This is a genomic window from uncultured Ruegeria sp., assembly GCF_947500045.1.
GTDB lineage: Bacteria > Pseudomonadota > Alphaproteobacteria > Rhodobacterales > Rhodobacteraceae > Ruegeria.
The window spans coordinates 58,022-83,111 of the sequence record NZ_CANMQQ010000005.1 but is presented as its reverse complement, the minus strand read 5'-3'; the positions used below and the strand labels follow the sequence as shown (position 1 = coordinate 83,111).

Genomic DNA, 25,090 nt, shown 5'->3' with positions numbered 1-25,090 from the left:
TTTTGGGAGTTTGGTGCGGTCGAGAAGACTCGAACTTCCACGGGTGTTACCCCACAGCGACCTCAACGCTGCGCGTCTACCAATTCCGCCACGACCGCACTGCCAATGACTTGGTAGAAGGGCGTATAGACGCTGATCCGCGCGATGTGAAGAGGCAAAAATACAAGCAATTGAATTCGTGTGTCGCACCCATATCTAAGTTCAACACGAAGACTATCTGGAGCTGCGAATGCCCTCGCCCGATCCCCGCCCCACCCTGCAAATCGATGTGGTATCTGATGTGGTTTGCCCCTGGTGCATTGTTGGCTTTCGCCAGCTTGATGCGGCCCTGAAGCAAGAGAATGTGCTAGCCCAACTACGTTGGCACCCTTTCGAACTGAACCCGACCATGGGCCCTGAGGGACAAAACCTGCGCGAACATATCGCTGAGAAATATGGCTCAACCCCGGACCAGAGTCAGCAGGCGCGTGATCGGCTGACCTCTTTGGGGGCCGAACTTGGTTTTGCTTTCAATTTCAACGATGACAGCAGAATCGTAAACACCTTTGCCGCGCATCAACTGCTGGATTGGGCGGAAACACAGGGGCGCCAACACCCGCTGAAGCTGGCCTTGTTCGAGGCCTATTTTACCAATCAGTTGGACGTCTCGGATCCAGAGGTGTTGCTGGGTGCGGTCGCGGCAGCCGGACTAGATCCGAACACGGCCCGTGCCGCGCTTGTATCGGGTGCACATGTCCAGCCGGTGCGGGAGAAACAACAGTTCTGGACCAGCCGGGGTATCTCGGGTGTGCCCTCGATTGTATTCAGTGGGAAATACCTGCTAACCGGTGCGCAGGGCACCGACACCTACGCACAGGTCCTGCAACGCTGTCTGGCTGAGGCCGCCTGACCTCTTCCCCCTGCCCGGAAGACGGTCTAAGGAATTGACATGGAATGGAAGACCACTGACAGCCTTGTCGACTACGAAGACGCCACTGCATTCATGGAGGCGCGCGTCGCTGCGATTGCAGCGGGTGACGCGGATGAGTGCATTTGGCTGGTGGAACATCCACCGCTTTATACTGCCGGGACCTCTGCAAAGCGTGAAGATCTGACCGATCCGGATCGCTTTCCTGTTTACGAAAGCAAGCGTGGAGGTCAGTACACCTATCACGGACCCGGCCAGCGCGTGGTTTATGTTATGCTGGATGTGGGTAAACGTGGCCATGATGTGCGTCGCTTTGTGCAGCAGCTTGAGGAATGGGTGATTGCTGCCCTGGCCGAGTTCAATGTCAACGGAGAGATACGTGAAGGTCGCGTTGGTGTCTGGGTGCAGCGGCAGGACAAACCCCTGACGGTGACGGACCAGCCTGCCGAGGACAAGATCGCGGCAATCGGGATACGCTTGCGGAAGTGGGTTAGCTTCCACGGCATTTCGATCAATGTGGAGCCTGATCTGTCTCATTTCACCGGCATCGTGCCCTGCGGCATTCAGGAGCATGGGGTGACATCATTGGTCGATTTGGGCTTGCCGGTGACGATGGATGACGTCGACATCGCATTGAAAAAGACATTTGATGATGTGTTCGCAACCGAAGGTGTCTGACGAATAGGTGATTCCACGTAGCGGAAGCGATGCGAGGAAAACGCCCAAACAACAATGCCGAGATTCCGGGCACTCTGTTTCGCTATCCCAGCGGAGATTTCCCTTGAATCACCCCAATTCGTCTCAAATTCAGGGATTCTTCACATCCGCTCCTTACAAACGCCATCCAACCACATAGTATGTAATGACCGTTCATGAGTGAGTGGTGTGTTAACCGGTGATCGCAGGGCTGCCCAGCGAAATCCGTGATTGTGTTTGGTTACGAGTCTGCCGTTCCGACCCCATAATCGGAACGGCAATTCTCGTTTTAGGGCACCCCTATTCCTGCTGATGGCCAAACCGGGACAATCCAACGCAGGCATGATCCCTTCCTTCGATCTCCAGCGTGATATGGCCAAGACCGAATTTATCGCGCAGGGCCTGCTTTACCGAGATGCGGATATCCTCGGCCTGATCCCAAGCGTCAGGCGCAATGACCACATGCGCGGTCAGGGCTGGCTCGCGCTCCTGCATGCTCCACAGATGGACATGGTGCACCCCAGCGACGCCAGTGATGCGTTCGATGGCACAGGCCACCTCTTCCGGGTCAAGTTCCGGGGGCGCGCCCAACATCAGGACACGAACCGTTTCACCGATCTCGGATTTGACGTGCCATAGAATATAGACTGAAATCATGATCGTGACTGCGGGGTCTACCCATGTCCAGTTGAACAGGATGACAGCCGTACCTGCGATGATCACGGCGACAGATCCCAATGCATCGGCCACGTTGTGCAGGAAAGCCGCACGGATATTCATGCTGTCCTTGGCCATGGAATAGGTCAGAGCAGCGGTGATCAGGTCAACCACAAGGGCGATCCCTGCAATCCAGACGACGATCCAGCCGTTGACCGGCTCGGGCTCGAAGAACCGCATCACGCCTTCGTACATCAGATAGACCGACAGGACGACCAGTATCGTGTAATTGACAAGCGCCGCGACCACCTCGGCGCGGCCATATCCGAAGCTCATGCGTGAGTCGGCAGGACGGCGGGCGATCTTGCGGGCAAAGAACGCGATGACCAGTGCAACCGCATCCGACAGATTGTGCAGCGCATCTGCGATCAGGGCGAGCGAGCCGGAAAGAACCCCGCCAACGATCTGCGCCAACGTCAGAAACACATTCACGGCAATGGCCCAGGCAACACGGACATCTCCCGCCTGCGGGTCAATGTGGGTGTGACTGTGCCCGGAATGAGAATGCTGATGTGCCATGTGAATCGCCGTCCTTGTTTTGGTTCACAATGCAAAGTAATTCCTCTAGTCACTAGAGGTTCAAGGGGGGCTGCCGAAAAATGTATTCGATCGGAGAACTATCCCGTCAGACTGGCGTCAAAGTTCCCACCATCCGGTTTTATGAGGATAAAGGGCTGCTGCCCAGACCAGCGCGGACTGCAGGTAATCAACGCCGCTATGACGGGGCTGCACTGCAGCGCTTGCAGTTCATTCGACACACGCGTGATTTGGGTCTGCCGCTTGCGGATATCGAAGCGCTGCTAACGCTTGAGGGCGCGCAAGGGGACGATCTGAACCGAGCCCACGAAATTGCCGAGCAGCAGCTGTCCGAACTACGCGGCCGGATTGCTCGGTTGAGAAAGCTGGAAAAAGAACTGGCCCGTATCGCCAAAGCCTGCAACGGGCAGCACGATCACGTCTGCGCCGTACTACATGCATTTGCCGATCACGGCACTTGCGCGGGGTCGCATTAACCTCAGGCCAGCGCCGCCCGAATTTTCTCGGCATGTTCGGCAATCAAATCAAAATCGCCCATATTCCCGGGAGGGCGCATTGAAATGCCTTCATGCCGCGGCAACACATGGACATGCAGGTGAAACACTTCCTGCCCTCCTGCAGCCTCGTTGAACTGCTGGACCGTGACGCCATCCGCGTCAAATGCTGATTTCACCGCATGCGCCATTTTCTGGACCGTCGCCATCACCGCCGCCAATTGTTCTGGCGAGGCATCCAGTATGTTGCGGCACGGTGTTTTCGGTATGACCAGAACGTGCCCGTCGGAACGCGGCATGATATCCATGAGGGCGACGGTATGATCATCTTCATAAACCCGATTTGACGGGATTTCCCCGCGCAAGATCTTGGCAAAGACGTTTTCGGGATCATAGGCGGTCATCTGAGGCCTCCGGTAATGTGACTTTCTCTTGTTCTGATCCTCAGTCCAGAGGGGGTCAAGCGGGTTTCCCCTGGCGACACTTGAAATCATGGATAGAACACCCGAATCCTTCGCATCTGAGATTAGATCGTGGCGCAACACAGCCTGCCCGCGACAATTAATCTTGATCCAGATCAAACTCGACCATTGAAGGTCGCCCCTACGCCCTCTAAAACCAGCAGGAATCCCGCGCGTTGGAGAGGTCCGACTGCGCGGTGCAGTTGCAACAGGAGGCACCTAATGGCAGACGCAGCCATTCATGGTCATGATCATGAAGACCAGCGCGGGTTCTTTACCCGTTGGTTCATGTCGACCAACCACAAGGATATCGGGATTCTGTACCTGATCGTTTCGGCTATTGTCGGTCTGATCTCGGTTCTGATGACCATAGTCATGCGGATCGAGTTGATGGAACCGGGGGTGCAGCACATGTGCCTGGAAGGATTCCGACTGTTCGGCAGCGGTGCCGAGCTTTGTACGCCCAACGGGCACCTGTGGAACGTGATGATCACCTACCACGGTGTTCTGATGATGTTCTTTGTGGTCATCCCTGCCCTATTTGGTGGATTTGGCAACTATTTCATGCCGTTACAGATCGGCGCGCCGGATATGGCGTTCCCGCGGATGAACAACCTGTCCTTCTGGCTCTATGTTGCTGGTACGTCGCTGGGTGTGGCCTCGCTGCTCAGCCCCGGTGGTAACGACCAGCTTGGTTCGGGCGTGGGTTGGGTTCTGTACCCGCCCCTGTCCACGACCGAGGGCGGCATGTCCATGGACCTTGCGATTTTCGCTGTGCACGTATCGGGCGCCTCCTCGATCCTCGGCGCGATCAACATGATCACCACCTTCCTGAACATGCGTGCCCCGGGCATGACCCTGTTCAAGGTCCCGCTGTTCAGCTGGTCGATCTTCATCACTGCATGGCTGATTCTTCTGTCGCTGCCGGTTCTGGCGGGTGCCATCACCATGTTGCTGATGGACCGCAACTTTGGTTTCACCTTCTTTGATCCGGCTGGTGGCGGCGATCCGATCCTGTATCAGCACATCCTGTGGTTCTTTGGCCACCCGGAAGTGTACATCGTGATCCTACCGGGATTTGGCCTTATCAGCCATGTCATTGCTACATTCTCACGCAAACCGATCTTTGGCTATCTGCCGATGGTCTGGGCGTTGATTGCGATCGGTGTTCTGGGCTTCGTCGTATGGGCGCACCACATGTACACCGTTGGCATGTCGCTGCGTCAGCAGGCCTATTTCATGCTGGCGACGATGGTCATCGCGGTTCCAACCGGAGTTAAGGTCTTCTCTTGGATCGCGACCATGTGGGGCGGCTCGATCGAGTTCAAGACGCCGATGCTGTTCGCCTTCGGCTTCCTGTTCCTGTTCACCGTTGGCGGTGTGACCGGCGTTGTGCTGTCACAGGCCGGTGTGGACCGTGCCTATCACGACACATACTACGTGGTTGCACACTTCCACTACGTGATGAGCTTGGGTGCCGTCTTTGCGATCTTCGCGGGCGTGTACTTCTACTTCTCGAAGATGACAGGCCGTCAGTATTCCGAGTTCTGGGGCAAGGTTCACTTCTGGCTGTTCTTCATCGGCGCCAACCTGACCTTCTTCCCGCAGCACTTCCTGGGCCGTCAGGGCATGCCACGTCGATACATCGATTACCCTGAGGCTTTCGCCCAGTGGAACTATGTATCGTCGATTGGTGCATTTATCTCGTTTGCTTCGTTCCTGCTGTTCTTCGGCATCGTGATCTACGCCCTGCTGCGCGGCGCGAAAGAAACACGTCCGAACCCGTGGAACGAATACGCAGATACACTGGAATGGACCCTGCCCACCCCGCCGCCTGAACACACGTTCGAGCAGCTGCCCAAGCAGGAAGACTGGGACAAGGGCCACGCCCACTGATCCCACCAACCAATCCGAATACATCAAAGCCCCGACCCGCGCGGGGCTTTGTGCTTGAAAACGCGCAGTTTCAAAATTGCTGTCCGGTGATCGTGGACAGGCAAAAGAACGGGTCGCTAATATCCCGGCATCCGCTTTCTGATCCTGATTGTTTATGAAGACCCACATCCCATGATACTCCATAACGGCATCACCATCCGGCAAATGGCCAAAGGGTCTGTTGGCTTCATCTGCATTGTTCTGGTGTGGATATTCCTGCTCGAACTGCTGGATGCACTCACGCAAATTGATCTGATTTCCGGCTCTAGCCCTCCGGTCACGGTTTTGGGTTTGGCGGTGGCGTTCTTTCTGGGCTTCAAGAACACCTCGGCCTATGGCCGTTGGGTCGAGGCACGCAAGATTTGGGGGGATCTGGTCAATGCCAGCCGGGACTGGGGCAATACGATCAGCAATCTGGTGCAGACCGACGGAACACCGATTGATGCCGAAATCCGCCGCGAACTGCTGGAACGTCATGTCGCGTGGCTGAACCTGTTGGCGTTTCAGCTGCGCCAGCCCTCGGCAACAGGCCGAACCCGCAGGCCGTGGATGTTCGGGCACAAGCCCGTCGCGGACAAGGCCGCGCTGCATCAGGACCCCGATTGTTGGCGCAGCAGCCAGCTTGCCGCCGACCTGCCGAGGCTTGAAGGGAAATCCAACCGCGCGACCTATCTGCTGTATCTGCAGGGCGAGCGTATCTCGACCCTGGCACAATCCGGCAAGATCGATTCCTACTGGCACGTCGCGCTGATGAATCGATTGGCACGCCTTGCAGACGATCAGGGCCAGAGTGAGCGCATCAAGAACACTCCCTTCCCCCGGCAGGTGGCCGAGGTGGGCCGAATCTTCAGCTATGTCTTCATCTTCCTGCTGCCGCTGGCGTTCAACGACGAACGCTCGATCACAATCGGGTTGGACCTGCCGGTGATGCAATCGGTGCTGCTGGACTGGCTGGTCTTTGCTCCTGTGGGCGCGTTGGTGTGTTGGATTTTCTTCGTCACGGAACGGGTCAGCGCCTCGATGGAGGACCCGTTCGAGGGCGACGTGACCGATGTGCCGATCTCGGCCATCTGCCGCATGATCGAGATTGACCTGCGCCAGATGACCGCATTCGGTACCGCACCGCCACCGGCAAAACCCATCGACAGGGCGCTGCTCTGACCACCTGCATCGGGCAAAGATCGTAAAAACCTCCATTTTGCTGTATTCTGGATGGCAACGCCCCTTTTGACAGGAGCTTTGTTATGCCCGAATTCAATTTTTGGTACTCAATTGGCAGCACTTATAGTTATCTGACGGTCATGCGTCTGGATGACTGGTGCGAAGATAATGATGCGACGGTGGTCTGGCGACCGTTCAATGTGCGCACAATAATGTCAGAACAACAAAACATCCCGTTTGCGGGCAAACCGGTCAAATCGGCCTATATGTGGCGCGATATCGAGCGGCGGGCGGCAAAGTACCATATCCACGCCAAACTGCCTGCCCCCTATCCAATTTCGGATCTGGCTCTTGCCAATCAGGTGGCTCTGCTCGGGATGCAAGATGGTTGGGGTAAAGCGTTCACACAGAACCTGTATCGGATCTGGTTCGAAGACGGTCTCGAGGCTGGCCATGAGAACGCCATGTCCGAGGCGTTGCATCGCTGCCAGCAGGACCCGCGACTGGTTTTATCCCGAGCCCGAAGCCCGGAGATTGCGACAGCGCTTGAGGCTGAGACGAATACAGCGATCCAACTAGGCGTTTTTGGCGCACCCAGCTTTGTCGTCCGGGATGAGGTGTTCTGGGGCGATGACCGGCTTGACGACGCCCTTTCATGGGTCCGCGTCGGCCACGTTATCTGAATGTTTTTTGCTTAGACTTCAGCGCTTGCTGCGCTAGGTTCCGGCCATGCCCTATCGATGGACACAGAACTCGGATGCTGAACAGGAGTTGCGGCTCTGGCCGCACAACTCCCTTCCTCCGCGCGGCGCTATGATCGTGATCCTGTCGGTGTTCCTGTTCGGGCTGATCCCACTTCTGGCTATGTTGGGCTCGGTCGTGCTGTGGGGGCTGCTGCCCTTCCTGCTTCTGACAGTGCTGGGCCTCTGGCTGGCGATCCAAACAAATTATCGCGCGCGCAGTGTGTTCGAAGTGCTGACACTAGACCAGACGCAGGCGCGTCTTGTGCACCACCATCCGCAAACGGGGGATCAGGAATGGACCTGCAACCGCTATTGGGCCCGCCCCGAGATGCACACAAGCGGCGGGCCGGTGCCCCACTACGTAACACTCGTCGGTGACGGACGTGAGGTCGAAATCGGTGCATTTTTGTCCGAAGACGAACGGATCGCGCTGTTCGATGATCTCAACCAGAAACTGCGCGATCCGGCGTGATCAGCCGCCGTTCGAGGCCGCGCACAGATGGTCTTTGACCATCGGTCCTACCTTGCCGAAATCCATCTGACCGGTATAGCGCGTTTTCAGTTCGCCCATCACCTTGCCCATATCGCGGATCGAGCCCGCTCCGGTGGACGTGATGGCGGTCAGAATGGCTTTACTCACCTCGTCATCATCCAGCTGTTTGGGCAGGAACTCCTCGATCACTTCGACTTCGCGCAGTTCCCGCTCGGCCAGATCCAGGCGTCCGCCCTCTTCATAGGCGCGCGCGCTTTCCTTGCGTTGTTTGGTCATTTTTCCAAGGATCTCAAGCACCTCGGCATCGCCGCAGCCCTTGACCTCTTCATTGTCAGACGCGCGTGAGGCGATGTCACGATCCTTGATCGCTGCATTGATCAGGCGCAGTGTCGACAGGCGCTCGGCGGCTTTGTCTTTCATTGCTTGCTTCAGGGCGGCATTCACCCGTGATCGCATATCCATATGGTCTGTCCATCCCCATGGCAAAGGAACCCCGACCATATCGAAACAAAAAGGCGGGCACAACAGCGGCGATTACTGTTAAGTCATTGATTTTTAACGGTAGCGTAAAAAATTGAACAGGCTTGACCCGGGCCTGTAACCCCCTTAGGTATGCGTCCGTTTACCTTGCAGGAGAGTCGCGCCATGGCCCAGAACGCCCAGTCCAAGCCCACCGCATGTCTGGCATTGGCTGATGGAACACTGTTCTACGGTGCTGGCTTCGGTGCAACCGGCCAAACCGTGGCCGAGCTGTGCTTTAACACCGCCATGACCGGCTATCAGGAGATCATGACCGATCCGTCCTACGCGGGCCAGATCGTGACCTTCACTTTCCCCCATATCGGTAATGTCGGCGTTAACCCCGATGATGATGAAACCGGTGATCCGGTTGCTGCCGGCATGGTCGTCAAATGGGACCCGACTGAACCGTCCAACTGGCGCTCTGCAGAAGAGTTGAAAACATGGCTGGCCCGTCGCGGCCGGATCGCAATCGGCGGCATTGACACGCGGCGCTTGACCCGCGCGATCCGCCAGCAGGGCGCGCCGCATGTTGCGCTGGCCCATGACCCCGAGGGCAATTTCGATATCGAGGCGCTGGTCGCCGAAGCGCGTGGCTTTGCCGGGCTGGAAGGCATGGATCTGGCCAAGGAGGTCACCTGCGCCCAAAGCTATCGTTGGGATGAGATGCGTTGGGCATGGCCCGACGGCTACCAAAGACAGGAAGCCCCTGCGCATAAAGTCGTCGCATTGGATTTTGGCGCCAAGCGCAACATCCTGCGTTGCCTTGCTTCGGCCGGTTGCGACGTGACTGTTCTGCCCGCTACTGCTACCGCTGCCGAGATTCTGGCGCATGACCCTGATGGCGTGTTTCTGTCCAACGGCCCCGGCGATCCGGCGGCCACGGGCGAATACGCAGTACCGATGATCAAAGAGGTCTTGGAGACCACCAGCCTGCCCGTCTTTGGCATCTGCCTTGGTCATCAGATGCTGGCGTTGGCCCTGGGCGGTCAAACCGTCAAGATGAACCACGGCCACCACGGTGCCAATCACCCGGTCAAGGATCTGGAGACCGGCAAGGTCGAGATCACCTCGATGAACCACGGGTTCGCGGTCGACGCACAGTCGTTACCCGATGGCGTGGTCGAGACGCACCGCTCACTGTTTGACGGCTCGAACTGCGGAATTCGTATGACAAACCGCCCGGTCTATTCAGTACAGTACCACCCAGAAGCCTCGCCCGGCCCGCAGGACAGTTTTTATCTGTTCGAACGCTTTTCTGCTGCGATGGCAGACCAAAAAGCACAGGCATAAGATCAGTTTACCAGAGTTAACTGTGCGTTAACCTTGTTCAAGCCACCCTGCCGTTCGTTACTTGCGGCAGGGTTTGTTTATGGTCGAATTGAATTTCCAACGCCAGACATCGGCTCTGCCGGTGCCCGGACCTCATTCGCGCAAACCCCTCGGGGCCTGCCTGCGGGATCAAGGCGTGATCTCGGATATCCAATTGCAACATGCCCTTCAGATGCAGGTGCGCCAAAGGGCACCCTTGGGTGAGATACTCGTCGGCGAAGGCTGGACCAGCCGGGCTCAGGTTCTGGCCGCGCTCTCTGAACAGACCGGCCTACAGATCGCCGACCTGGTGGAAACACCGCCCAGTGCCGAACTTTGCGCGTTGAAACCGGTGGAGTTCTGGCTGGCGCATAACGTCCTGCCCTGGATGCGCGTGGGGCCGATCTTGCTTGTTGCCACAGCTCGACCCGATCTTTTTGATCCGGTGGTCAAAGGGCTTGGCAACACTGATCTGACCATCGTACCCGTACTGGCAGGCCCCGAACAAATCGACGCTGCAATTGCGCGCAGCTATGCCAAGCCTCTGGCGTGGGCTGCGGAAACCCGTGTTGATGCCCAACAAAGCTGCCGCAACTGGTCGCCCAAAACCCATACCGTTCCGATTTCCGCCTGTATTCTGATCTGCGGCCTGTTCGCGGCCTTCCCGCACATCGGGCTGTCGGTATTGCTTTGGGCGACGTTAATGACGCTGGTACTATTCCTCATTCTCAGGCTCTCGGGCGTTGTGGCCTTTCTGTTGCCCCGTAGATCCCATCGGTCGGACGGTGCCCCGCCGCCGCTGCCCTGCGTCTCGATCCTGGTGCCACTGTATAAAGAGCGTGAGATCGCGGATGTGCTGATCACACGTCTGCGGCGGCTGAGCTATCCCAAGGCCTTGCTCGATGTCATTCTTGTGCTTGAAGAACAGGATGAGGTGACCAAGGCAGCACTGCACGATGTCGAGTTGCCCAGTTGGATACGCGCGATCGAAGTACCACAGATGGGTGCATTGACCACCAAACCCCGCGCCATGAACTATGCGCTGGATTTCTGCCGGGGCGAGATTCTGGGCGTGTGGGACGCCGAAGATGCGCCCGTGCCCGATCAGATCGAAGCTGTTGTTCAACATTTTGCAACCGCGCCCGAAGATGTGGTCTGCCTGCAGGGTGTACTGGACTATTACAACCCCCGCACCAACTGGCGTTCACGGTGTTTCACCATAGAATACAGTGGCTGGTTCCGGGTCGTCCTGAAGGGTATCGCGCGATTGGGCCTCGTGGTTCCGTTGGGTGGGACCACCTTCTTCTTTCGCCGCGACAAACTGATCGAGCTGGGCGGTTGGGACGCCCATAACGTCACCGAAGATGCCGATCTGGGCGTCCGCCTCAGCCGCGCAGGTTACAGAACCGAGATCGTGAACACCGCCACCTATGAAGAGGCCAATTTCCGCGCCTGGCCATGGGTCAAGCAACGCTCGCGCTGGCTGAAGGGGTTCATGATCACCTATCTCGTCCACATGCGGGCGCCACGGCAATTGCTGCGCGATTTGGGGTTTCTGCGCTTTTTGGGCGTTCAAGCGTTCTTTGTTGGCACCTTGGGTCAGTTCCTTCTGGCCCCGGTCCTTTGGGTATTCTGGCTTGCCTACCTTGGCCTACCTCATCCTTTTCAACCTGTTATGACGCCGGGGTTTTTGACCGCCTGCGTCTATCTGTTCCTGATCGCCGAGGCCGCGAATATTCTGGTTGGTATGCTTGGGGTTATTGCCGGAAACCGACGGTTCCTGCTGCCTTGGGTGCCGACGATGGTGCTTTATTACCCTTTGGGCGTTCTAGCAGCCTACAAAGGGCTTTGGGAATTGGCGGTTAACCCGTTCTTCTGGGACAAGACACAACACGGCCACGCCGCCGAAGAAACCGAGGTTTCTATTTCTCGCGCCGGATCGCATCCTGTTTCAACCGGGTCATGAATGCGACTGAGATATGGTCTTGTAACGCCCGTGCCGCGCCCTCTTCGTCGCGTGCGGCGATGGCATCCACAATTCCCTTGTGCTCACTTTGTGCGATCTCACCCCGCCCTTCTGCCGCAAGGGAAGTGGTTGCCATCAAAGCCATGGTCCGGTGCACCAAATCCAGTTGCTGCACCAAATAGCGATTGTGCGAGGCCAGGTGAATCTGCTCGTGAAACCGCCGGTTGGCGCGCGACAAGGCTGTCGGATCATTCACCAGCGCATCGTCGGCTGCCACCATTTCCTGCAAAACCTGAATTTCTTCTGCGGTGGCATGTTTCGCTGCCAATCTTGCGGCCAGCCCCTCTAATTCGCGCCGCACGACATAAAGCTCTGCCATCTGGTTATGATCCAACGACGCCACGATCAAAGATCGCCCATCGCGTTCCAGAAGGGACTGCGTTTCAAGCCGCTGCAATGCCTCGCGAATCGGGGTGCGCGACACGCCAAATCGCTCGGCCAGTTCGCTTTCCACCAATCTGTCGCCCGGTTTGTAGACGCCCACATCGATCGCTTCGAGTATCAGGCTATAGGCATCCGTATGGGACTGTTTGAATTGGGGCATCGGCTGTCAGATCTCCTCGTTCGGACATGTCTAGCCGCCTCGCACCCCCGCAATCAAGTGCAGCATTGAAAACCACCGCCCATCACCCTAAACCCAAAGCATGGTCAAACCTGATTTTGCTCACGTCACCCAATGGGTGTTCGACCTCGACAACACGCTCTATCCGCCGCATATGCGCCTGTTCGACCAGATCGAGGTGCTGATGACGGATTACGTTGTACGGGCCATTGGTGTCGACCGGCCCGAGGCTGATCGGCTGCGCTCGCACTATTGGCGGGAATACGGCACCACGCTGGCAGGTCTGATGGCCGAGCACGATCTGGATCCCGACCCCTATCTGCACGCGGTCCATCAAGTGGACATGAGCCATATGGAGCCGGACGCGGTACTTGCAGGGCATATCAAGGCCCTTCCCGGTCGGTGCATCGTCTATACCAATGGGTCAGCGCCCTATGCTGAACGTGTTTTGGCGGCACGTGGGTTGGATGATCTGTTCGATGCCATCTATGGGGTTGAGCATGCAGGCTATCGCCCCAAACCGCAAAAGGCCGCGTTTGAAGCCATTTTTGCGCTAGACGGGATCCATGCCCAAAAGGCCGCCATGTTCGAAGACGATCCGCGCAATCTGGCCGCCCCGCATGAATTGGGAATGCGCACTGTTCACGTCGCGCCAGACCCGCATGAGGCAGATCATATCCACCATCACACAGTCGATTTGACCGGGTTTCTGGGCCGGCTGCGCTAGGCTGTCACACTGCGACGATCTGTGCGTTTCGCAGGTGCAGCATTGCCCCCATATGCACCTCAGCGACGAACAGAATCGGAGACCCCAATGACCGCGCTTGAGATGCCACAGCGCCTGCCCCTTTGGCAGCGCCTTTTGTTTGCAGTTCCCCTGTTTGGCTGGATGGCCCGAGATGCGGCCAATGCCGAGGCCGACGATTGGTATTACACGGCGGGCGCAATCTTCAGCATGTGGGGGTGTTCCACCCTGCTGTTCGGCCTGCCCGGCCTTTACATCCCCGCGCTGATGATGGTGCCCGTGATGTTCCTGATCCTCATCCTGATTTCACGGGGATAAGACACGAGACAGGATGTCACTTGGCGGGCGGTGCCCAACGGCACTAGTGTTTGCGGCAACGGAGACTTGCCCCAATGACTGACAGCTGTGACATCCTAATCTCCGGCGGAGGAATCGCCGGTCTGACCGCCGCCGCCGCCTTTGGCGCCGCCGGGTTCGACGTGATCTGCGTTGACCCGACCCCGCCGATCACCGAACGGGATGTGGACGGATCAGACCTGCGTACCACCGCATTCCTGCAGCCCGCCCGTGGGTTGCTGGACCAATGCGGCCTTTGGACCCGGCTCGGCACCCATGCCGCACCTTTGCAGATCATGCGCATCGTGGACGCAGGTGGCGATGTGCCCGAACCCCGGGTGGTGCGCGATTTCAACGCCGCTGATATCTCGGACCAGCCGTTCGGCTGGAACCTGCCCAATTGGCTGCTGAGGCGCGAAATGGTGGCGCGATTGGCCGAGTTGCCAAATGTCGACTTTCGGCCCGGCACTGGCACAGTCAGCCTGTTTACCCGAACCAACGAGGCTCGCGTGGGCCTGAGCGATGGCAGCCGCGTCCACTGCAATCTGGTGATTGCCGCTGATGGACGCAATTCTCCGATGCGCGAGGCCGCTGGGATCACCGTCCGCACTACCCGCTACGGCCAGAAGGCGCTGGCCTTTGCTGTCACGCATCCCATCCCGCATGAAAACATCTCGACCGAGATCCACCGATCGGGCGGGCCGTTCACCCTGGTGCCTCTGCCCGACTGGCAAGGCCAGCCCTCTTCAGCAATTGTATGGATGGAGCGTGGCCCCCGCGCAATTGAACTGCTGAACTTAGATGCCGAGGCGTTTGAGGCCGCGATGACCGAACGGTCCTGCGGGTTATTCGGCCCACTGAAGCTGGCCTCGCGCAAGACGATCTGGCCGATCATCAGCCAGTCAGCGGAACGACTGTCAGGTGAACGGATCGCCCTAATGGCCGAGGCCGCGCATGTGGTGCCCCCCATTGGTGCGCAGGGGTTGAACATGTCGCTGGGCGACCTGCGCTATCTGCTGGACCTTGCGCAGGCCCGCCCCGACGGTTTGGGCGATACTCAAATGCTGGATGCCTATCACAAGGCCCGCCATACCGAGATTGAGCTGCGCGTCAAAGGCATTGACCTGCTGAACCGCGCCTCGATGATCGAGGCGCGTCCGCTGCGTGATGCACGGGCGATGGGGCTGAACGCGCTCTATTCCCTGCCGCCCGTGCGCAAAACGCTGATGCAGATGGGTCTGGGCGTCCGATAAACCATTGGGCGGGCTGTGGCCCGCCCCCGATCAAAGCACCTGATCCAGTACCCGGCTCAACCGTGCGATCGTGGCATCCACATCATAGAGCTTATCGAGGCCGAACAGACCAAGACGGAATGTGCTGAACCCTGCGGGCTCATCACATTGCAGCGGCACACCGGCGGCGATCTGCATGCCTAGGGCCGCAAATTTCTTACCATTTTGAACTTCGGGATCCGCTGTGTAGCTGACCACTACACCGGGCGCACCAAACCCTTCGGCGGCAACCGACATGATCCCCTTGCTTTTCAAATAGGCCCGCACGCCATCGCCCAGGGCCCATTGCGCTGTACGCAGTTTCTCGAACCCATAGTCACGCGTTTCGATCATGGTATCCCTGAATTCACGCAGCGAATCCGTGGGCATCGTGGCGTGATAGGCATGACCGCCATTCTCATAAGCCTGCATAATCTGTCGCCATTTCTTCAGATCAATCGCAAAACTGTCCGAGTTCGTCTGCTCCAACCGCGCTTCGGCCCGTTCGGACAACATGACAAGACCAGCACATGGCGTCGCGCTCCACCCCTTTTGTGGGGCAGATATCAGGACGTCCACACCGGTCGCTTTCATATCAATCCAGGCACAGCCCGAGGCGATACAATCCAGCACCATCAATGCCCCGACTTCATGCGCCGCTGACGCCATCGCGGTTACATAGTCATCGGGCAAGATTACCCCAGCAGACGTTTCAACATGCGGGGCGAAAACGATATCCGGGCGTTGTTCACGGACCGTCGCCACGACCTCTTCGATTGGTGCAGGGGCAAAAGGCGAAGGACTGGCATTCCCGGTCTCGCGCGCCTTTAGAACCGTGGTCGAACCCGTCAGGTCGGCGGATTCGATGATCTGGCTCCAACGATAGGAAAACCATCCGTTGCGGACCACCAGAACATTTGCCCCACGGGCGAATTGCCGGGCGACCGCCTCCATCCCATAGGTACCACCGCCCGGAACAATGGCGACGCCATCTGCGTTGTAGACCTCACGCAGCATGCCAGAGATATCGCGCATAACCTGTTGAAAACTGGCAGACATATGGTTTAGCGAGCGATCCGTGAAAACAACCGAGAACTCCTCAAGGCCGTCGGGGTCAACGGTTTCGAGTAATGCGGGCATTATGCATCCTTTCCTATGATCCCTTGTTTCTGCCCTTTCCCGTCCCTTGGGTAAAGGATCAAAGCGCTGGGCTGAGTTGACCTAAAGTCATCTTCAACCTTAAGTTTCACTTCGAGATTTTACATGCAACAATTAGCGGAAATGACGCCAACTAGTGTCAGCCTCTCTTTACACTCTGACGTGTTTCTGACCAGATACACTCACTTTGAACAAGAATGGACTTTTCAACTCGTGACTGCGCAAAAGCGGATTAGTTTTCAGGTCGTCCGGGACGAAGTTAAACGGCGTATTGAATGCCGAACCTGGCCTCAGGGCTCACTTCTACCCACCGAAACCCAACTGGCGGAAGAGTTCAACTGCGCGCGCGCCACGGTGAACCGGGCGCTGCGGGAACTGGCCGAACAGGGCTTCGTTGAACGCAAGCGAAAAAGCGGAACGCGGGTCAAAAAAGAACCACGCAAGCAGGCCAAGATCGAGATTTCGCTTGCACGGCAAGCTGTCGAAAATCAGAACTCTGCCTATCGCTATGCGCTGGTGGAACGGAACGTGGTGTACAGCCCCGGCTGGCTGACCTCGCAGTTGAATGTCGAACCGGACGCGCGCGTTTTGCACGTGATCTGCATGCACTACGCCGACAACCGCCCCTTTCAGCTGGAAGAACGCTGGATCAACATCGAAGCCGTACCCGAGGTTGAGCACGCGGATCTGAACAAAAGTGGCCCGCATGAATGGCTACTGAATGCCTCGCCTTTTACCGAGGCCGAGATCGCCTTTTGTGCAATCTCGGCTGACAATCGTCTGGCCGACTTCATGGGTACGACCACCGGCACCTCGATGATCCAGCTAGAGCGGACGACGTGGAAAGACGGGCATCCGATGACATTCGCCCGCATGACGCATCATCCCGGCTTCCGCATCCGTTCCAAATATTAACCGATCGGACCCGGCAGGCGCTCCTCGCTAAGCAGTACATTGGCCTCGACCTCTCCGGCCCCAGGCAAGGTCATTACGCGCCGCCGGAGAACACGCTCAAAATCAGCGAGATCACGCGCCACGACCCTCAGGCGATAGTCATAGAGGCCCAATACGTGTTCGACCGTCTGAACCTCGGGGATAGCGCTGACGGCACGTTCGAAATCCTCAAGGCTGACCTGCCCTTTGCGCGCCAGTTTCACACCCAGAAACACGGTCACGCCAAAACCCAAGGCCTCAGCATTCAGCCGTAACCGACGCCCCTTGATCACACCTGCATCTTCCAGCCGTCTGATGCGACGCCATGTGGCGGGTTGAGACAATCCAAACTTGCGACCCAGCGCCCCGGCACTTTGGGTCGCGTCCTGCGCCAGAGCCCGCAGTAAGTTTCGGTCAATTTCATCCAGCTCGATCATACCGGCAATGCCTCGTCCCGTTTGACCCGCGCAATATGCATCAGCGCCTCGATATCCGCGATATGAGGCAGGGTGAGGATGCGATCCCGATAGACTTGCTGATAATGCCCCATGTCGCGCGCCAGCACAGACAGCCGCACATCCACGCGGCCCAAAAAGGTCTGAATCTCGATGACTTCTGCCACCTCGCGGGCGGCAGCGGTAAAGTCATCAAAAGCGCGGGCCTGTGTTTTATCCAACGTCACACGCAGCGACACCTCGACCGCATAGCCAAGCGCAGCCCAGTCGATCACGGCCTCCTGCCCTTCGATAATGCCCGCCGCTTGCATCTTCTCAATCCGCCGCCAACACACGCCCGGGCTGATGCGGCAGCGTTCGGCCAGTTCCGCCGTTGTCAGGCTGGGCTCGGATTGGAAATGGCGCAGGATACGCCGGTCAACGTCATCAAGCATGATTATTTCAGTATTTCCCAAACCAGAGAATTATTCTTCATCTTTTTCTTGAATACTCAATCCCTGCGCTATCGCCAATACCAAAGTCTCAGGATAAAAGCACTGCAATCGAAACTGAAAGGACCAGCGAAATGCGCGTCTATTACGATCGCGATTGCGACATCAACCTGATTAAAGACAAGAAAGTGGCAATTCTGGGCTATGGCAGCCAAGGCCACGCACATGCGCTGAACCTGCGCGACTCGGGTGCGAAAAACCTTGTCGTCGCCCTGCGCGAAGGATCCGCATCGGCCAAAAAAGCCGAAGGTGAAGGCCTGCAGGTGATGGGTATTGCCGAGGCCGCAGCCTGGTGCGACGTCATCATGTTCACCATGCCCGACGAACTGCAGGCCGAGACCTACAAGAAATACGTGCATGACAACATTAAGCCGGGTGCGGCAATCGCGTTCGCCCATGGTCTGAACGTGCATTTCGGCCTGATCGAGCCGAAAGAAGGCGTTGACGTCATCATGATGGCCCCCAAAGGCCCCGGCCACACAGTGCGCGGTGAATACACCAAAGGCGGCGGCGTGCCCTGCTTGGTGGCAGTGGACAACGACGCAACCGGCAAGGCGCTGGAAATCGGCCTGTCCTATTGCTCGGCCATCGGTGGCGGCCGTTCAGGCATCATCGAAACCAACTTCCGTGAAGAATGCGAAACCGACCTGTTCGGCGAACAGGCCGTTCTGTGCGGCGGTCTGGTCGAACTGATCCGCTGCGGCTTTGAAACTCTGGTCGAAGCAGGCTATGCGCCCGAGATGGCCTATTTCGAATGTCTGCACGAAGTGAAGCTGATCGTTGACCTGATCTATGAAGGCGGCATCGCCAACATGGATTACTCGATCTCGAACACTGCCGAGTACGGCCAGTACGTCACCGGCCCTCGCATCCTGAAATACGAAGAGACCAAAGCGCGCATGAAGGCCGTTCTGGACGACATCCAGCAGGGTAAATTCGTCCGCGACTTCATGCTGGAAAATGCTGTTGGCCAGCCGACCATCAAAGCGTCACGTCGTGCCAACGATGAACACATGATCGAGGAAACCGGTGCGAAACTGCGCGCCATGATGCCCTGGATCTCGGCCGGTAAAATGGTCGATAAAGAAAAGAACTAAGCCTGACATCTGTCAGCGAAAGGGCGGCCACAGTGGCCGCCCTTTTCATTTCGCAACGGCATTTGCGTAGCATTCGCCCAATACATGATCCCAGCCGCTATCGTAGCCGGTGCGCTTACCTGTTGCCTCCGTTGCCCAAACCTCCCAGCCGGAATGTGTCAATGTCACTTTGGTTTGTCCGTCTCCATGGGTCTCAAACCAGACTTCGACATGCGTTGGTCGGTCTTTGTTTGTGCCGGGGTGCCAGCTAAAGGCCAGCCGGGTACCCTCTTCAAAGACCAACACCTTGCCCCAGTCTACACGCGTGCCGTCGAACATGGTCTCATACACCGCACCGCCAACGCGTGGTTCGATCGTAACCGCCAGCGCAGGCTGACCTTGTGCAGCAGACACGGCGTGCCCGTCCAAAGGCCACCATTTGGCGATCCGGTTTACGAAAATATCAAAAGCGCGCTCTGGCACCGCGTTCACGACAATTGTCTTGATGATTGGATCAATCATGCGTCTCGTCCCTTGTTAACCTCGGCGGCGAAGCTCTCCAATGCGTCCGACCAGTACCGCTCAAGCCAGGTGCGCAACTCCGCCAGCCCTTCGGGCCGTGCCGCATAGATCCGCCGCGTACCTTCGGCCCGGCAAACCACCAGTCCAGCATCAGACAGCACCTTCAGATGTTGCGAGACCGCTGGGCGGCTCACAGGCAAATCCGCAGCCAGATCACCAACGGCCCGAGGGCGATCGGCGACGGCTTCAAAGACCTGACGGCGGGTAGAATCGCCAAGTGCTGAGAACATATTTTCGTAAGTCATGACCTACGGTAAGTCACAGCTAACTTAAAGTCAAGATCAACGCGTGACACCCTTAAATTCGCACGATAAGGGGATGGAATGGTTCAACAACCGACGAAACAAGATTGGAGCGGAGTATTTACGCTCGGCCTCATATGGGGTGGTACGTTCATGGTGGTGGCCATGGCGCTTGAAGGATATGGGCCGGTCACAGTTGCCACTTCGCGAACAACATTAGGGGCCGTAATGCTCCTGATATTGATGCGCCTCACCGGGCGGCGCATCCCTGCGTTGACCCCACCTCTGATCAGTTCAATTTTCTCGATCGGCATTCTGTCGACAGCGGTGCCCTTCATGCTGCTCAGCTGGGGCCAACAATATGTCCCATCAGCCTTTGCAGGCCTGTCTATGGCCGCGATTCCGCTGATGGTGTTGCCACTGGCGCATTTCTTCTCGGACGAACCAATGAACCTGCGGCGCTTGATCGGCGTCTGCCTTGGCTTCTCTGGTGCGCTTGTGTTGATTGGGCCCGGATTGGCGCAGCTAGGTCAAGGTACCCAACCACTGGCGCAACTGGCCTGCGTAACGGCGGCACTGTGCTATGCCTGCTCGTCAATCCTGACCCGTCGGTGCCCACCGATTGACCCGATGGTACTGGCCGCTCTGATGTTGCTGGTTGGTGCCATACTGTTGATTCCCATCATGCTGCTGACCGAGGGTCTGCCATCCTGGCAGGGCACCCGGCCCAGCGTGGCATTGATCGTTTTGGGCCTTGTGCCCACAGCCTTCGCCAACCTGCTACGCGTTTCCATCACCCGCAGCGCCGGGTCGGTTTTTCTGACACTGGTAAACTACCAGGTGCCCATCTGGTCGATGGTCTTCGGGGCATTGGTACTGTCCGAGGCCCTGCCGCTGCGATTTTACATCGCGCTAGCCATGATTCTGACCGGGCTGGCTATCAGCCAGTGGTTCACCTTGCAGAAAATGCTTTTAAGGCGTTAACCGGCGACCGCTTCAACCTCGGCAACGATCCCGTCGACCACTTGGTTCAGCAGATCGGCATCCTCGCACTCGGCCATGACACGGATCAGTGGCTCGGTCCCCGATTTGCGGATCAACAAACGCCCCTGCCCGTTCAACTGCGCTTCGGCCTGGGAAATGGCACTTTTGACTGCAGCCGCCTCAAGTGGTGTTTGCCCGGCGGCAAAACGCACATTCTTCAGCAATTGCGGCACCGTTTCGAATTGCCGTGACAATTCCGAGGCCTTCTTCCCGGACTGGACCATTTCGGCCAGAAAATGCAACCCGGCCATCAACCCGTCGCCAGTTGTCGCATAGTCGCTCATCACGATATGGCCCGACTGTTCGCCACCAAGGTTAAAACCGCCCTCGCGCATCCGTTCAACCACATAACGATCACCAACCGCGGTCCGTTCCAGCCGCAGCCCCTGCCCAGCCAAATGCCGTTCCAGCCCAAGGTTCGACATAACAGTCGCCACCAGCGCGCCACCTTTGAGCTGGTCCGCCCTGGACCACGAAGAAGCCAAAAGGGCCATCAACTGATCCCCATCGGCAACGGCACCTGTTTCGTCGATCACAACCACCCGGTCTGCATCACCATCCAGACAGATGCCGACATCTGCACCGTGCGACACCACAGTTTCCGCCGCGACACGCGGCTGCGTCGAACCGCAACCAAGGTTGATATTTTTGCCGTCAGGTGCGGTGCCAACCGGGATCACATCTGCGCCCAGTTCCCAAAGAACCTCGGGCGCGGTGCGGTGCGCTGCACCATTGGCGCAGTCGATGACCACCTTCAGCCCATCCAGCCGCAGATTACGTGGCAACGAAGATTTTACCCGCTCGCCATAGCGAAACCGTGCATCATCCACCCGGCGTGCGCGGCCAATGTTCTGCGCTTGTGCGGGGCTCACGCCCTCTTCGATCAGCGCTTCAATATCGATCTCTGCCTGATCTGACAGTTTGAACCCATCTGGCCCAAAGAACTTGATCCCGTTATCGATCGCCGGATTATGGCTGGCCGAGATCATTACTCCCAGATCTGCCCGCATCGACCGCGTCATCAGCCCGACCGCAGGCGTAGGCACCGGCCCCAGCAGCAGTACATTCATGCCGGTCGAGGTCAGACCCGCCGTCAGTGCATTTTCCAGCATATAGCCCGACAGCCGCGTATCCTTGCCAATGACCACCCGGTGAACGCCCGAAGCATCCCTGCGGAAATATCGACCCACGGAGGCTCCGATGCGCAATGCCATTTCCGCCGTCATCGGGTGCGTGTTGGCGGTGCCCCGCACCCCGTCGGTTCCAAACAGCTTGCGCATAAGTCGTTCTCCAGTAAATTCCTTGTGCCCGGATTATCGGACGGCAGCCCATAGACGCAAGGCCTGAGCCGTTTCGGCCACGTCATGGACCCGCACAATTTGCACGCCCTGTGACAATCCCGCCAGTGCAACCGCGATTGACCCCGGTGCCCGCGCATCTTTGCGCGGCTCTTTGCCGACCTGACCGATGATTCCTTTGCGCGAAACGCCCAGCAGGATCGGGCAGCCCAACCCGTGAAACAGGCTGAGATTGCGCAGAAGCGTCAGGTTATGATCCGTGTTCTTGCCAAACCCGATGCCCGGGTCGACAACAATCAAATCACGGCTCAGACCAAGCCCCTCAAGATGCGCGATCTGTCCCTCGAGAAAATCGTATACGTCCAACAAAACGTCGTCGTATTGCGGATCATCCTGCATCGTGGCCGGATCACCCTGCATATGCATCACACAGACCGGAGTTCCGATCTGCGCGCAAAATGGCGCAAGCTGAGGATCAAAAGTGAAGCCTGAAACATCGTTGATCAACCCCGCACCCGCCGCGTGCGCCGCTTTGGCGACGCCGACTTTACGGGTGTCTATCGAGATCAGCGCATCTGTTTCGGCCCGTATCGCCTGAATCAGCGGGCGCGTGCGGGCAATCTCTTCGTCTTCGGGCACGAAGTCCGCGCCGGGGCGTGTGGATTCACCGCCGATGTCCAGAATGCTTGCGCCATGCGCCACCATGTTCACGGCAGCGGTCCGAGCAGCCTCAACCGAGTTGTGCAGCCCGCCATCCGAGAAACTGTCCGGCGTTGCATTCAGAATGCCCATGATCTGAGGTTGCGCCATATCTATCCCAGCTATTGCTGCGCGTGGACGGGTCAGACGATCCAATTGTTCACTCGGGATGTCAGCGGCATCCACGATCTGCGGGTTTTGCCCGCGTTCGATCAGTTCGGCCTGCGAAAACCAAAGGTTCTGGCCAGCCAAAGTCATCGATTCTATCGGGCGAACATCCCCATGCTGTACCAGTGGGCGGTAATAGGCGGTCACAGTTGCGCCTGCTCCACCGGAACCGCGCGCAATGGTGTTTTGGGGGATTCTGGCAGGGCTCCGCCAATCACCAGCATCTCGCTGGCTTCAAAGGTTGCAGCAAACCAGGCTGCAAGCGCCACCGCATCTGATGGCGCGGCAGATGGGCCGTCCACGGCATCCAGCACGATTTTGGAAGGGGCCCAGACGCAAATCTGGCCGTTTTTCATCGCCCAATCCAGCTCGGTCCGGGTTGATACCACCACACAGCGATGATCGCGCGCGGCCAAAACCCAAGCGTTCTGTTCAATGGCCAGCAGATTGATCCGGCGCTGCGTCATTGCGTGACCCGTCTGCGGAACATTCAGATCCGAAGCTCCCACGCACAGGATCAGAGGGCGCTGGCGGTTTTCAAGCTGATCGATCCAGCCGGTCAGATTGTCGGAATCAATCGCGCTGTTCGACAGGAAAACCAGCCGTGGATGCGGCCGTTCTTCTTCGGTCACATCATGGTGTACCGCATCCTTACCACGCACGATCTCAACCCCAAGGGCACCGGGACCACGATCCAATTTTTCAATGCGAACAAAGGCCCTTACAGCCTGAGGCTCAAGTAAAATTCTTTCAGCCACGCGGTCGGCCAGTGTCTCTAGCAGGTTCAGACGTTCTGCCGCCAGCTCGAACGCGATCGCTTCGGTCACCCGATCGTAGGACAGAATGCGATCAACATCATCGTCAATGGGATCGCTCAGCGGACGTACCTCGACCACGATGTTGAAGCAAATCCGCTGCGTCGTACCGCGTTCGGCCTGAAACGCACCGATCTCGACCTCAACGATATGATCCCTCAAAGAGATACGATCCAACGGACCAAGAGATGCGGTGGCCTCGGACCGTTCAGATGGGTGCGCAAAGGCGAGGCGGATTTCAGAGCTCATGCGACAGACCTTTTCGGGCTGGGTGGGCTGATCAGCCCAATTTAGGCGATTTGCTGGCGTATAGCACCGCAGCATAGGCCTTTCCAGCTATTGAATGCGGCATAACGGGGATCGGCAACACCCGGCGCTTTAGCAACGTCCGAGCGGCCAAATACACGCCAAAGATGCCATTTCAACGATCAGTTGCTGGCGGTGCGATAGTTGTGCTGGTAAAAGATATGCACGCCGATCCGCGCAGTTTCTTTATAGACACGAGACCAGGACGGACGGACCGCCTTGGTATGATAATGCGTGGCACCCGCAGTCATCTCTTCAGCAACACCATCAAGCGCCGCACGCGCGACCTTAGCGACACGTTCGTAAGCGCGCTTTTCGTTGATCACCTCTTTTTGGCCATCGCAGGTATAGGTGAACTGGCACTGATATTTCTTGCCTGTCCCTTGATTGATTACACCACAGAGCGAGTCCGGAAAGCGACCGCTTTCAACACGGTTCATGATCACTTCGGCAACGGCGAACTGGCCGCGCACGCTTTCGCCGCGCGCTTCGAAATACAGTGCTTCGGCAAGACACCGAAAATGATCATCTCCGGTTGCCTTTGGCTGTTGGTCCAGCCAGGTTTTGGTATATGAAATCTCTGTCTTTTCCAGCGACTTCCGAGGCTTGAACAACTTCAAATAGTCACGGAAATTCTGCGCCGGTAGCTCATTTCTGGCAACCAGCTCAACAGAATTGTCTTCGTCCTGCCTTTCGGCAAAGGACAAATTCGGCAGCAAGGCTGTGGCCCCCACGGCAACAGCCAATATGTAGCGTCTCATCAGATAACCTCGTACAGGCACTTACGCGCCAAACCCTCCCCCGGCGGGCGCGACGAGGCTGATACCTCACTTGGAGGCAAACGTCCAGCTTTCTGAAAAATGCAAGTAAAAAATCGCTCACGCAGTCGATTTTCATCGACAGCGACGC

The 25,090-nt window shown here is 57.7% G+C and carries 28 protein-coding genes and 1 tRNA gene; 15 read left to right on the top strand and 14 right to left on the bottom strand.

What is annotated here, in order from left to right; translation table 11 throughout:
• Nucleotides 1-11: 11 nt before the first annotated feature.
• Nucleotides 12-98 (bottom strand) — tRNA-Leu (locus Q1B46_RS10450).
• A gap of 131 nt (nucleotides 99-229) precedes the next feature.
• Between Q1B46_RS10450 and Q1B46_RS10445 the strand changes: the two genes are divergently transcribed.
• Nucleotides 230-889 carry a DsbA family oxidoreductase gene (locus Q1B46_RS10445; protein ID WP_299947713.1) on the top strand — a complete coding sequence of 220 codons (660 nt, stop codon included), beginning with the start codon at nucleotides 230-232 and terminating at the stop codon, nucleotides 887-889.
• Nucleotides 890-928: 39 nt separating this feature from the next.
• Nucleotides 929-1,585 carry a lipoyl(octanoyl) transferase LipB gene (gene lipB, locus Q1B46_RS10440; RefSeq protein WP_299947711.1) on the top strand — a complete coding sequence of 219 codons (657 nt, stop codon included), beginning with the start codon at nucleotides 929-931 and terminating at the stop codon, nucleotides 1,583-1,585.
• A gap of 318 nt (nucleotides 1,586-1,903) precedes the next feature.
• On the opposite strand, the gene Q1B46_RS10435 is transcribed toward lipB, so the two are convergent.
• Nucleotides 1,904-2,839: a cation diffusion facilitator family transporter gene (locus Q1B46_RS10435; RefSeq protein ID WP_299947709.1), complete on the bottom strand. Its 936-nt coding sequence runs from the start codon at nucleotides 2,837-2,839 to the stop codon at nucleotides 1,904-1,906.
• An 80-nt stretch (nucleotides 2,840-2,919) separates the two neighbouring features.
• Between Q1B46_RS10435 and Q1B46_RS10430 the strand changes: the two genes are divergently transcribed.
• The gene (locus tag Q1B46_RS10430; protein WP_299947707.1) at nucleotides 2,920-3,333 is read left to right on the top strand and encodes a helix-turn-helix domain-containing protein; all 414 of its coding nucleotides are present in this window, start codon (nucleotides 2,920-2,922) and stop codon (nucleotides 3,331-3,333) included.
• A 2-nt stretch (nucleotides 3,334-3,335) separates the two neighbouring features.
• On the opposite strand, the gene Q1B46_RS10425 is transcribed toward Q1B46_RS10430, so the two are convergent.
• The gene (locus Q1B46_RS10425; protein ID WP_299947706.1) at nucleotides 3,336-3,755 is read right to left on the bottom strand and encodes an HIT family protein; all 420 of its coding nucleotides are present in this window, start codon (nucleotides 3,753-3,755) and stop codon (nucleotides 3,336-3,338) included.
• Between the two features lie 279 nt (nucleotides 3,756-4,034).
• Here Q1B46_RS10425 and ctaD point away from each other — a divergent pair, with 279 nt between their 5' ends.
• The 4 genes from ctaD to Q1B46_RS10405 all read left to right on the top strand — a co-directional run bounded on the left by ctaD (nucleotide 4,035) and on the right by Q1B46_RS10405 (nucleotide 8,123).
• Complete coding sequence (gene ctaD, locus Q1B46_RS10420) at nucleotides 4,035-5,708, top strand: cytochrome c oxidase subunit I (protein ID WP_299947704.1); 1,674 nt, start codon at nucleotides 4,035-4,037, stop codon at nucleotides 5,706-5,708.
• Nucleotides 5,709-5,879: 171 nt separating this feature from the next.
• On the top strand, nucleotides 5,880-6,908 hold the full coding sequence (locus Q1B46_RS10415; protein ID WP_299947703.1) for a bestrophin family ion channel: 1,029 nt from the start codon (nucleotides 5,880-5,882) through the stop codon (nucleotides 6,906-6,908).
• Between the two features lie 83 nt (nucleotides 6,909-6,991).
• Nucleotides 6,992-7,591, top strand: a complete 600-nt coding sequence (locus tag Q1B46_RS10410; protein WP_299947701.1) for a 2-hydroxychromene-2-carboxylate isomerase — start codon at nucleotides 6,992-6,994, stop codon at nucleotides 7,589-7,591.
• A gap of 46 nt (nucleotides 7,592-7,637) precedes the next feature.
• Nucleotides 7,638-8,123 (top strand): DUF2244 domain-containing protein, encoded by a 486-nt coding sequence (locus Q1B46_RS10405; RefSeq protein WP_299947699.1) that lies wholly within the window; start codon nucleotides 7,638-7,640, stop codon nucleotides 8,121-8,123.
• Here the strand turns inward: Q1B46_RS10405 and Q1B46_RS10400 are convergent, their stop codons facing one another.
• Nucleotides 8,124-8,606, bottom strand: coding sequence for a GatB/YqeY domain-containing protein (locus tag Q1B46_RS10400; RefSeq protein ID WP_299947697.1), 483 nt, complete (start codon nucleotides 8,604-8,606; stop codon nucleotides 8,124-8,126).
• A 183-nt stretch (nucleotides 8,607-8,789) separates the two neighbouring features.
• Between Q1B46_RS10400 and carA the strand changes: the two genes are divergently transcribed.
• Together carA and Q1B46_RS10390 are read left to right on the top strand one after the other, a co-directional pair.
• Complete coding sequence (gene carA, locus Q1B46_RS10395; RefSeq protein ID WP_299947695.1) at nucleotides 8,790-9,956, top strand: glutamine-hydrolyzing carbamoyl-phosphate synthase small subunit; 1,167 nt, start codon at nucleotides 8,790-8,792, stop codon at nucleotides 9,954-9,956.
• 79 nt (nucleotides 9,957-10,035) lie between these two features.
• A complete protein-coding gene (locus Q1B46_RS10390; RefSeq protein WP_299947693.1) occupies nucleotides 10,036-11,940 on the top strand; it encodes a glycosyltransferase family 2 protein in 1,905 nt (634 codons plus the stop codon).
• Here Q1B46_RS10390 and Q1B46_RS10385 read toward each other — a convergent pair.
• Nucleotides 11,897-12,544: a GntR family transcriptional regulator gene (locus tag Q1B46_RS10385; RefSeq protein WP_299663612.1), complete on the bottom strand. Its 648-nt coding sequence runs from the start codon at nucleotides 12,542-12,544 to the stop codon at nucleotides 11,897-11,899. The genes Q1B46_RS10390 and Q1B46_RS10385 overlap by 44 nt on opposite strands.
• A 100-nt stretch (nucleotides 12,545-12,644) precedes the next feature.
• Here Q1B46_RS10385 and Q1B46_RS10380 point away from each other — a divergent pair, with 100 nt between their 5' ends.
• The 3 genes from Q1B46_RS10380 (at nucleotide 12,645) to Q1B46_RS10370 (ending at nucleotide 14,896) form a co-directional block, all read left to right on the top strand.
• Nucleotides 12,645-13,289, top strand: coding sequence for a pyrimidine 5'-nucleotidase (locus Q1B46_RS10380; protein ID WP_299947691.1), 645 nt, complete (start codon nucleotides 12,645-12,647; stop codon nucleotides 13,287-13,289).
• Between the two features lie 87 nt (nucleotides 13,290-13,376).
• Nucleotides 13,377-13,625 (top strand): hypothetical protein, encoded by a 249-nt coding sequence (locus Q1B46_RS10375; protein ID WP_299947689.1) that lies wholly within the window; start codon nucleotides 13,377-13,379, stop codon nucleotides 13,623-13,625.
• A gap of 74 nt (nucleotides 13,626-13,699) precedes the next feature.
• Nucleotides 13,700-14,896: a UbiH/UbiF family hydroxylase gene (locus Q1B46_RS10370; protein ID WP_299947687.1), complete on the top strand. Its 1,197-nt coding sequence runs from the start codon at nucleotides 13,700-13,702 to the stop codon at nucleotides 14,894-14,896.
• Nucleotides 14,897-14,926: 30 nt separating this feature from the next.
• Here Q1B46_RS10370 and Q1B46_RS10365 read toward each other — a convergent pair whose 3' ends face one another.
• Complete coding sequence (locus tag Q1B46_RS10365; RefSeq protein WP_299947685.1) at nucleotides 14,927-16,054, bottom strand: aminotransferase class V-fold PLP-dependent enzyme; 1,128 nt, start codon at nucleotides 16,052-16,054, stop codon at nucleotides 14,927-14,929.
• Nucleotides 16,055-16,285: 231 nt separating this feature from the next.
• Here Q1B46_RS10365 and Q1B46_RS10360 point away from each other — a divergent pair, with 231 nt between their 5' ends.
• The gene (locus tag Q1B46_RS10360; RefSeq protein WP_299947683.1) at nucleotides 16,286-16,987 is read left to right on the top strand and encodes a GntR family transcriptional regulator; all 702 of its coding nucleotides are present in this window, start codon (nucleotides 16,286-16,288) and stop codon (nucleotides 16,985-16,987) included.
• Here Q1B46_RS10360 and Q1B46_RS10355 read toward each other — a convergent pair.
• Nucleotides 16,984-17,442 (bottom strand): Lrp/AsnC family transcriptional regulator, encoded by a 459-nt coding sequence (locus Q1B46_RS10355; protein WP_299663623.1) that lies wholly within the window; start codon nucleotides 17,440-17,442, stop codon nucleotides 16,984-16,986. The genes Q1B46_RS10360 and Q1B46_RS10355 overlap by 4 nt on opposite strands.
• Nucleotides 17,439-17,894, bottom strand: a complete 456-nt coding sequence (locus Q1B46_RS10350) for an Lrp/AsnC family transcriptional regulator (protein ID WP_299947681.1) — start codon at nucleotides 17,892-17,894, stop codon at nucleotides 17,439-17,441. The genes Q1B46_RS10355 and Q1B46_RS10350 overlap by 4 nt, the downstream gene beginning before the upstream one ends.
• Before the next feature lie 131 nt (nucleotides 17,895-18,025).
• Here Q1B46_RS10350 and ilvC point away from each other — a divergent pair, with 131 nt between their 5' ends.
• Nucleotides 18,026-19,048, top strand: coding sequence for a ketol-acid reductoisomerase (gene ilvC / locus Q1B46_RS10345; protein ID WP_299663625.1), 1,023 nt, complete (start codon nucleotides 18,026-18,028; stop codon nucleotides 19,046-19,048).
• Nucleotides 19,049-19,093: 45 nt separating this feature from the next.
• Here ilvC and Q1B46_RS10340 read toward each other — a convergent pair whose 3' ends face one another.
• Nucleotides 19,094-19,549: an SRPBCC domain-containing protein gene (locus Q1B46_RS10340; protein WP_299947679.1), complete on the bottom strand. Its 456-nt coding sequence runs from the start codon at nucleotides 19,547-19,549 to the stop codon at nucleotides 19,094-19,096.
• Nucleotides 19,546-19,854 carry a metalloregulator ArsR/SmtB family transcription factor gene (locus Q1B46_RS10335; protein WP_299947677.1) on the bottom strand — a complete coding sequence of 103 codons (309 nt, stop codon included), beginning with the start codon at nucleotides 19,852-19,854 and terminating at the stop codon, nucleotides 19,546-19,548. Before Q1B46_RS10335 ends, Q1B46_RS10340 begins: the two co-directional genes overlap by 4 nt.
• Nucleotides 19,855-19,932: 78 nt before the next feature.
• On the opposite strand from Q1B46_RS10335, the gene Q1B46_RS10330 reads away from it, so the two are divergent.
• Nucleotides 19,933-20,835, top strand: a complete 903-nt coding sequence (locus Q1B46_RS10330) for a DMT family transporter (protein WP_299947675.1) — start codon at nucleotides 19,933-19,935, stop codon at nucleotides 20,833-20,835.
• On the opposite strand, the gene glmM is transcribed toward Q1B46_RS10330, so the two are convergent.
• The 4 genes from glmM to Q1B46_RS10310 all read right to left on the bottom strand — a co-directional run bounded on the left by glmM (nucleotide 20,832) and on the right by Q1B46_RS10310 (nucleotide 24,942).
• Entirely contained in the window at nucleotides 20,832-22,175 is a 1,344-nt protein-coding gene (gene glmM, locus Q1B46_RS10325; protein WP_299947673.1) for a phosphoglucosamine mutase, read from the bottom strand. The genes Q1B46_RS10330 and glmM overlap by 4 nt on opposite strands.
• Nucleotides 22,176-22,208: 33 nt before the next feature.
• A complete protein-coding gene (gene folP / locus Q1B46_RS10320; protein ID WP_299947671.1) occupies nucleotides 22,209-23,207 on the bottom strand; it encodes a dihydropteroate synthase in 999 nt (332 codons plus the stop codon).
• On the bottom strand, nucleotides 23,204-24,124 hold the full coding sequence (locus Q1B46_RS10315; protein ID WP_299947669.1) for a dihydroneopterin aldolase: 921 nt from the start codon (nucleotides 24,122-24,124) through the stop codon (nucleotides 23,204-23,206). Before Q1B46_RS10315 ends, folP begins: the two co-directional genes overlap by 4 nt.
• Before the next feature lie 179 nt (nucleotides 24,125-24,303).
• On the bottom strand, nucleotides 24,304-24,942 hold the full coding sequence (locus Q1B46_RS10310; protein WP_299947667.1) for a cell wall hydrolase: 639 nt from the start codon (nucleotides 24,940-24,942) through the stop codon (nucleotides 24,304-24,306).
• Nucleotides 24,943-25,090 lie beyond the last annotated feature (148 nt).

Excerpts from the sequence above, each read along its gene's own strand:
- Q1B46_RS10445 (WP_299947713.1), top strand. The coding sequence starts at position 230 with ATGCCCTCGCCCGATCCCCGCCCCACCCTGCAAATCGATGTGGTATCT.
- lipB (WP_299947711.1), top strand. The coding sequence starts at position 929 with ATGGAATGGAAGACCACTGACAGCCTTGTCGACTACGAAGACGCCACT.
- Q1B46_RS10435 (WP_299947709.1), bottom strand. The coding sequence starts at position 2,839 with ATGGCACATCAGCATTCTCATTCCGGGCACAGTCACACCCACATTGAC.
- Q1B46_RS10430 (WP_299947707.1), top strand. The coding sequence starts at position 2,920 with ATGTATTCGATCGGAGAACTATCCCGTCAGACTGGCGTCAAAGTTCCC.
- Q1B46_RS10425 (WP_299947706.1), bottom strand. The coding sequence starts at position 3,755 with ATGACCGCCTATGATCCCGAAAACGTCTTTGCCAAGATCTTGCGCGGG.
- ctaD (WP_299947704.1), top strand. The coding sequence starts at position 4,035 with ATGGCAGACGCAGCCATTCATGGTCATGATCATGAAGACCAGCGCGGG.
- Q1B46_RS10415 (WP_299947703.1), top strand. The coding sequence starts at position 5,880 with ATGATACTCCATAACGGCATCACCATCCGGCAAATGGCCAAAGGGTCT.
- Q1B46_RS10410 (WP_299947701.1), top strand. The coding sequence starts at position 6,992 with ATGCCCGAATTCAATTTTTGGTACTCAATTGGCAGCACTTATAGTTAT.
- Q1B46_RS10405 (WP_299947699.1), top strand. The coding sequence starts at position 7,638 with ATGCCCTATCGATGGACACAGAACTCGGATGCTGAACAGGAGTTGCGG.
- Q1B46_RS10400 (WP_299947697.1), bottom strand. The coding sequence starts at position 8,606 with ATGGATATGCGATCACGGGTGAATGCCGCCCTGAAGCAAGCAATGAAA.
- carA (WP_299947695.1), top strand. The coding sequence starts at position 8,790 with ATGGCCCAGAACGCCCAGTCCAAGCCCACCGCATGTCTGGCATTGGCT.
- Q1B46_RS10390 (WP_299947693.1), top strand. The coding sequence starts at position 10,036 with ATGGTCGAATTGAATTTCCAACGCCAGACATCGGCTCTGCCGGTGCCC.
- Q1B46_RS10385 (WP_299663612.1), bottom strand. The coding sequence starts at position 12,544 with ATGCCCCAATTCAAACAGTCCCATACGGATGCCTATAGCCTGATACTC.
- Q1B46_RS10380 (WP_299947691.1), top strand. The coding sequence starts at position 12,645 with ATGGTCAAACCTGATTTTGCTCACGTCACCCAATGGGTGTTCGACCTC.
- Q1B46_RS10375 (WP_299947689.1), top strand. The coding sequence starts at position 13,377 with ATGACCGCGCTTGAGATGCCACAGCGCCTGCCCCTTTGGCAGCGCCTT.
- Q1B46_RS10370 (WP_299947687.1), top strand. The coding sequence starts at position 13,700 with ATGACTGACAGCTGTGACATCCTAATCTCCGGCGGAGGAATCGCCGGT.
- Q1B46_RS10365 (WP_299947685.1), bottom strand. The coding sequence starts at position 16,054 with ATGCCCGCATTACTCGAAACCGTTGACCCCGACGGCCTTGAGGAGTTC.
- Q1B46_RS10355 (WP_299663623.1), bottom strand. The coding sequence starts at position 17,442 with ATGATCGAGCTGGATGAAATTGACCGAAACTTACTGCGGGCTCTGGCG.
- Q1B46_RS10350 (WP_299947681.1), bottom strand. The coding sequence starts at position 17,894 with ATGCTTGATGACGTTGACCGGCGTATCCTGCGCCATTTCCAATCCGAG.
- ilvC (WP_299663625.1), top strand. The coding sequence starts at position 18,026 with ATGCGCGTCTATTACGATCGCGATTGCGACATCAACCTGATTAAAGAC.
- Q1B46_RS10340 (WP_299947679.1), bottom strand. The coding sequence starts at position 19,549 with ATGATTGATCCAATCATCAAGACAATTGTCGTGAACGCGGTGCCAGAG.
- Q1B46_RS10335 (WP_299947677.1), bottom strand. The coding sequence starts at position 19,854 with ATGACTTACGAAAATATGTTCTCAGCACTTGGCGATTCTACCCGCCGT.
- Q1B46_RS10330 (WP_299947675.1), top strand. The coding sequence starts at position 19,933 with ATGGTTCAACAACCGACGAAACAAGATTGGAGCGGAGTATTTACGCTC.
- glmM (WP_299947673.1), bottom strand. The coding sequence starts at position 22,175 with ATGCGCAAGCTGTTTGGAACCGACGGGGTGCGGGGCACCGCCAACACG.
- Q1B46_RS10315 (WP_299947669.1), bottom strand. The coding sequence starts at position 24,124 with ATGAGCTCTGAAATCCGCCTCGCCTTTGCGCACCCATCTGAACGGTCC.
- Q1B46_RS10310 (WP_299947667.1), bottom strand. The coding sequence starts at position 24,942 with ATGAGACGCTACATATTGGCTGTTGCCGTGGGGGCCACAGCCTTGCTG.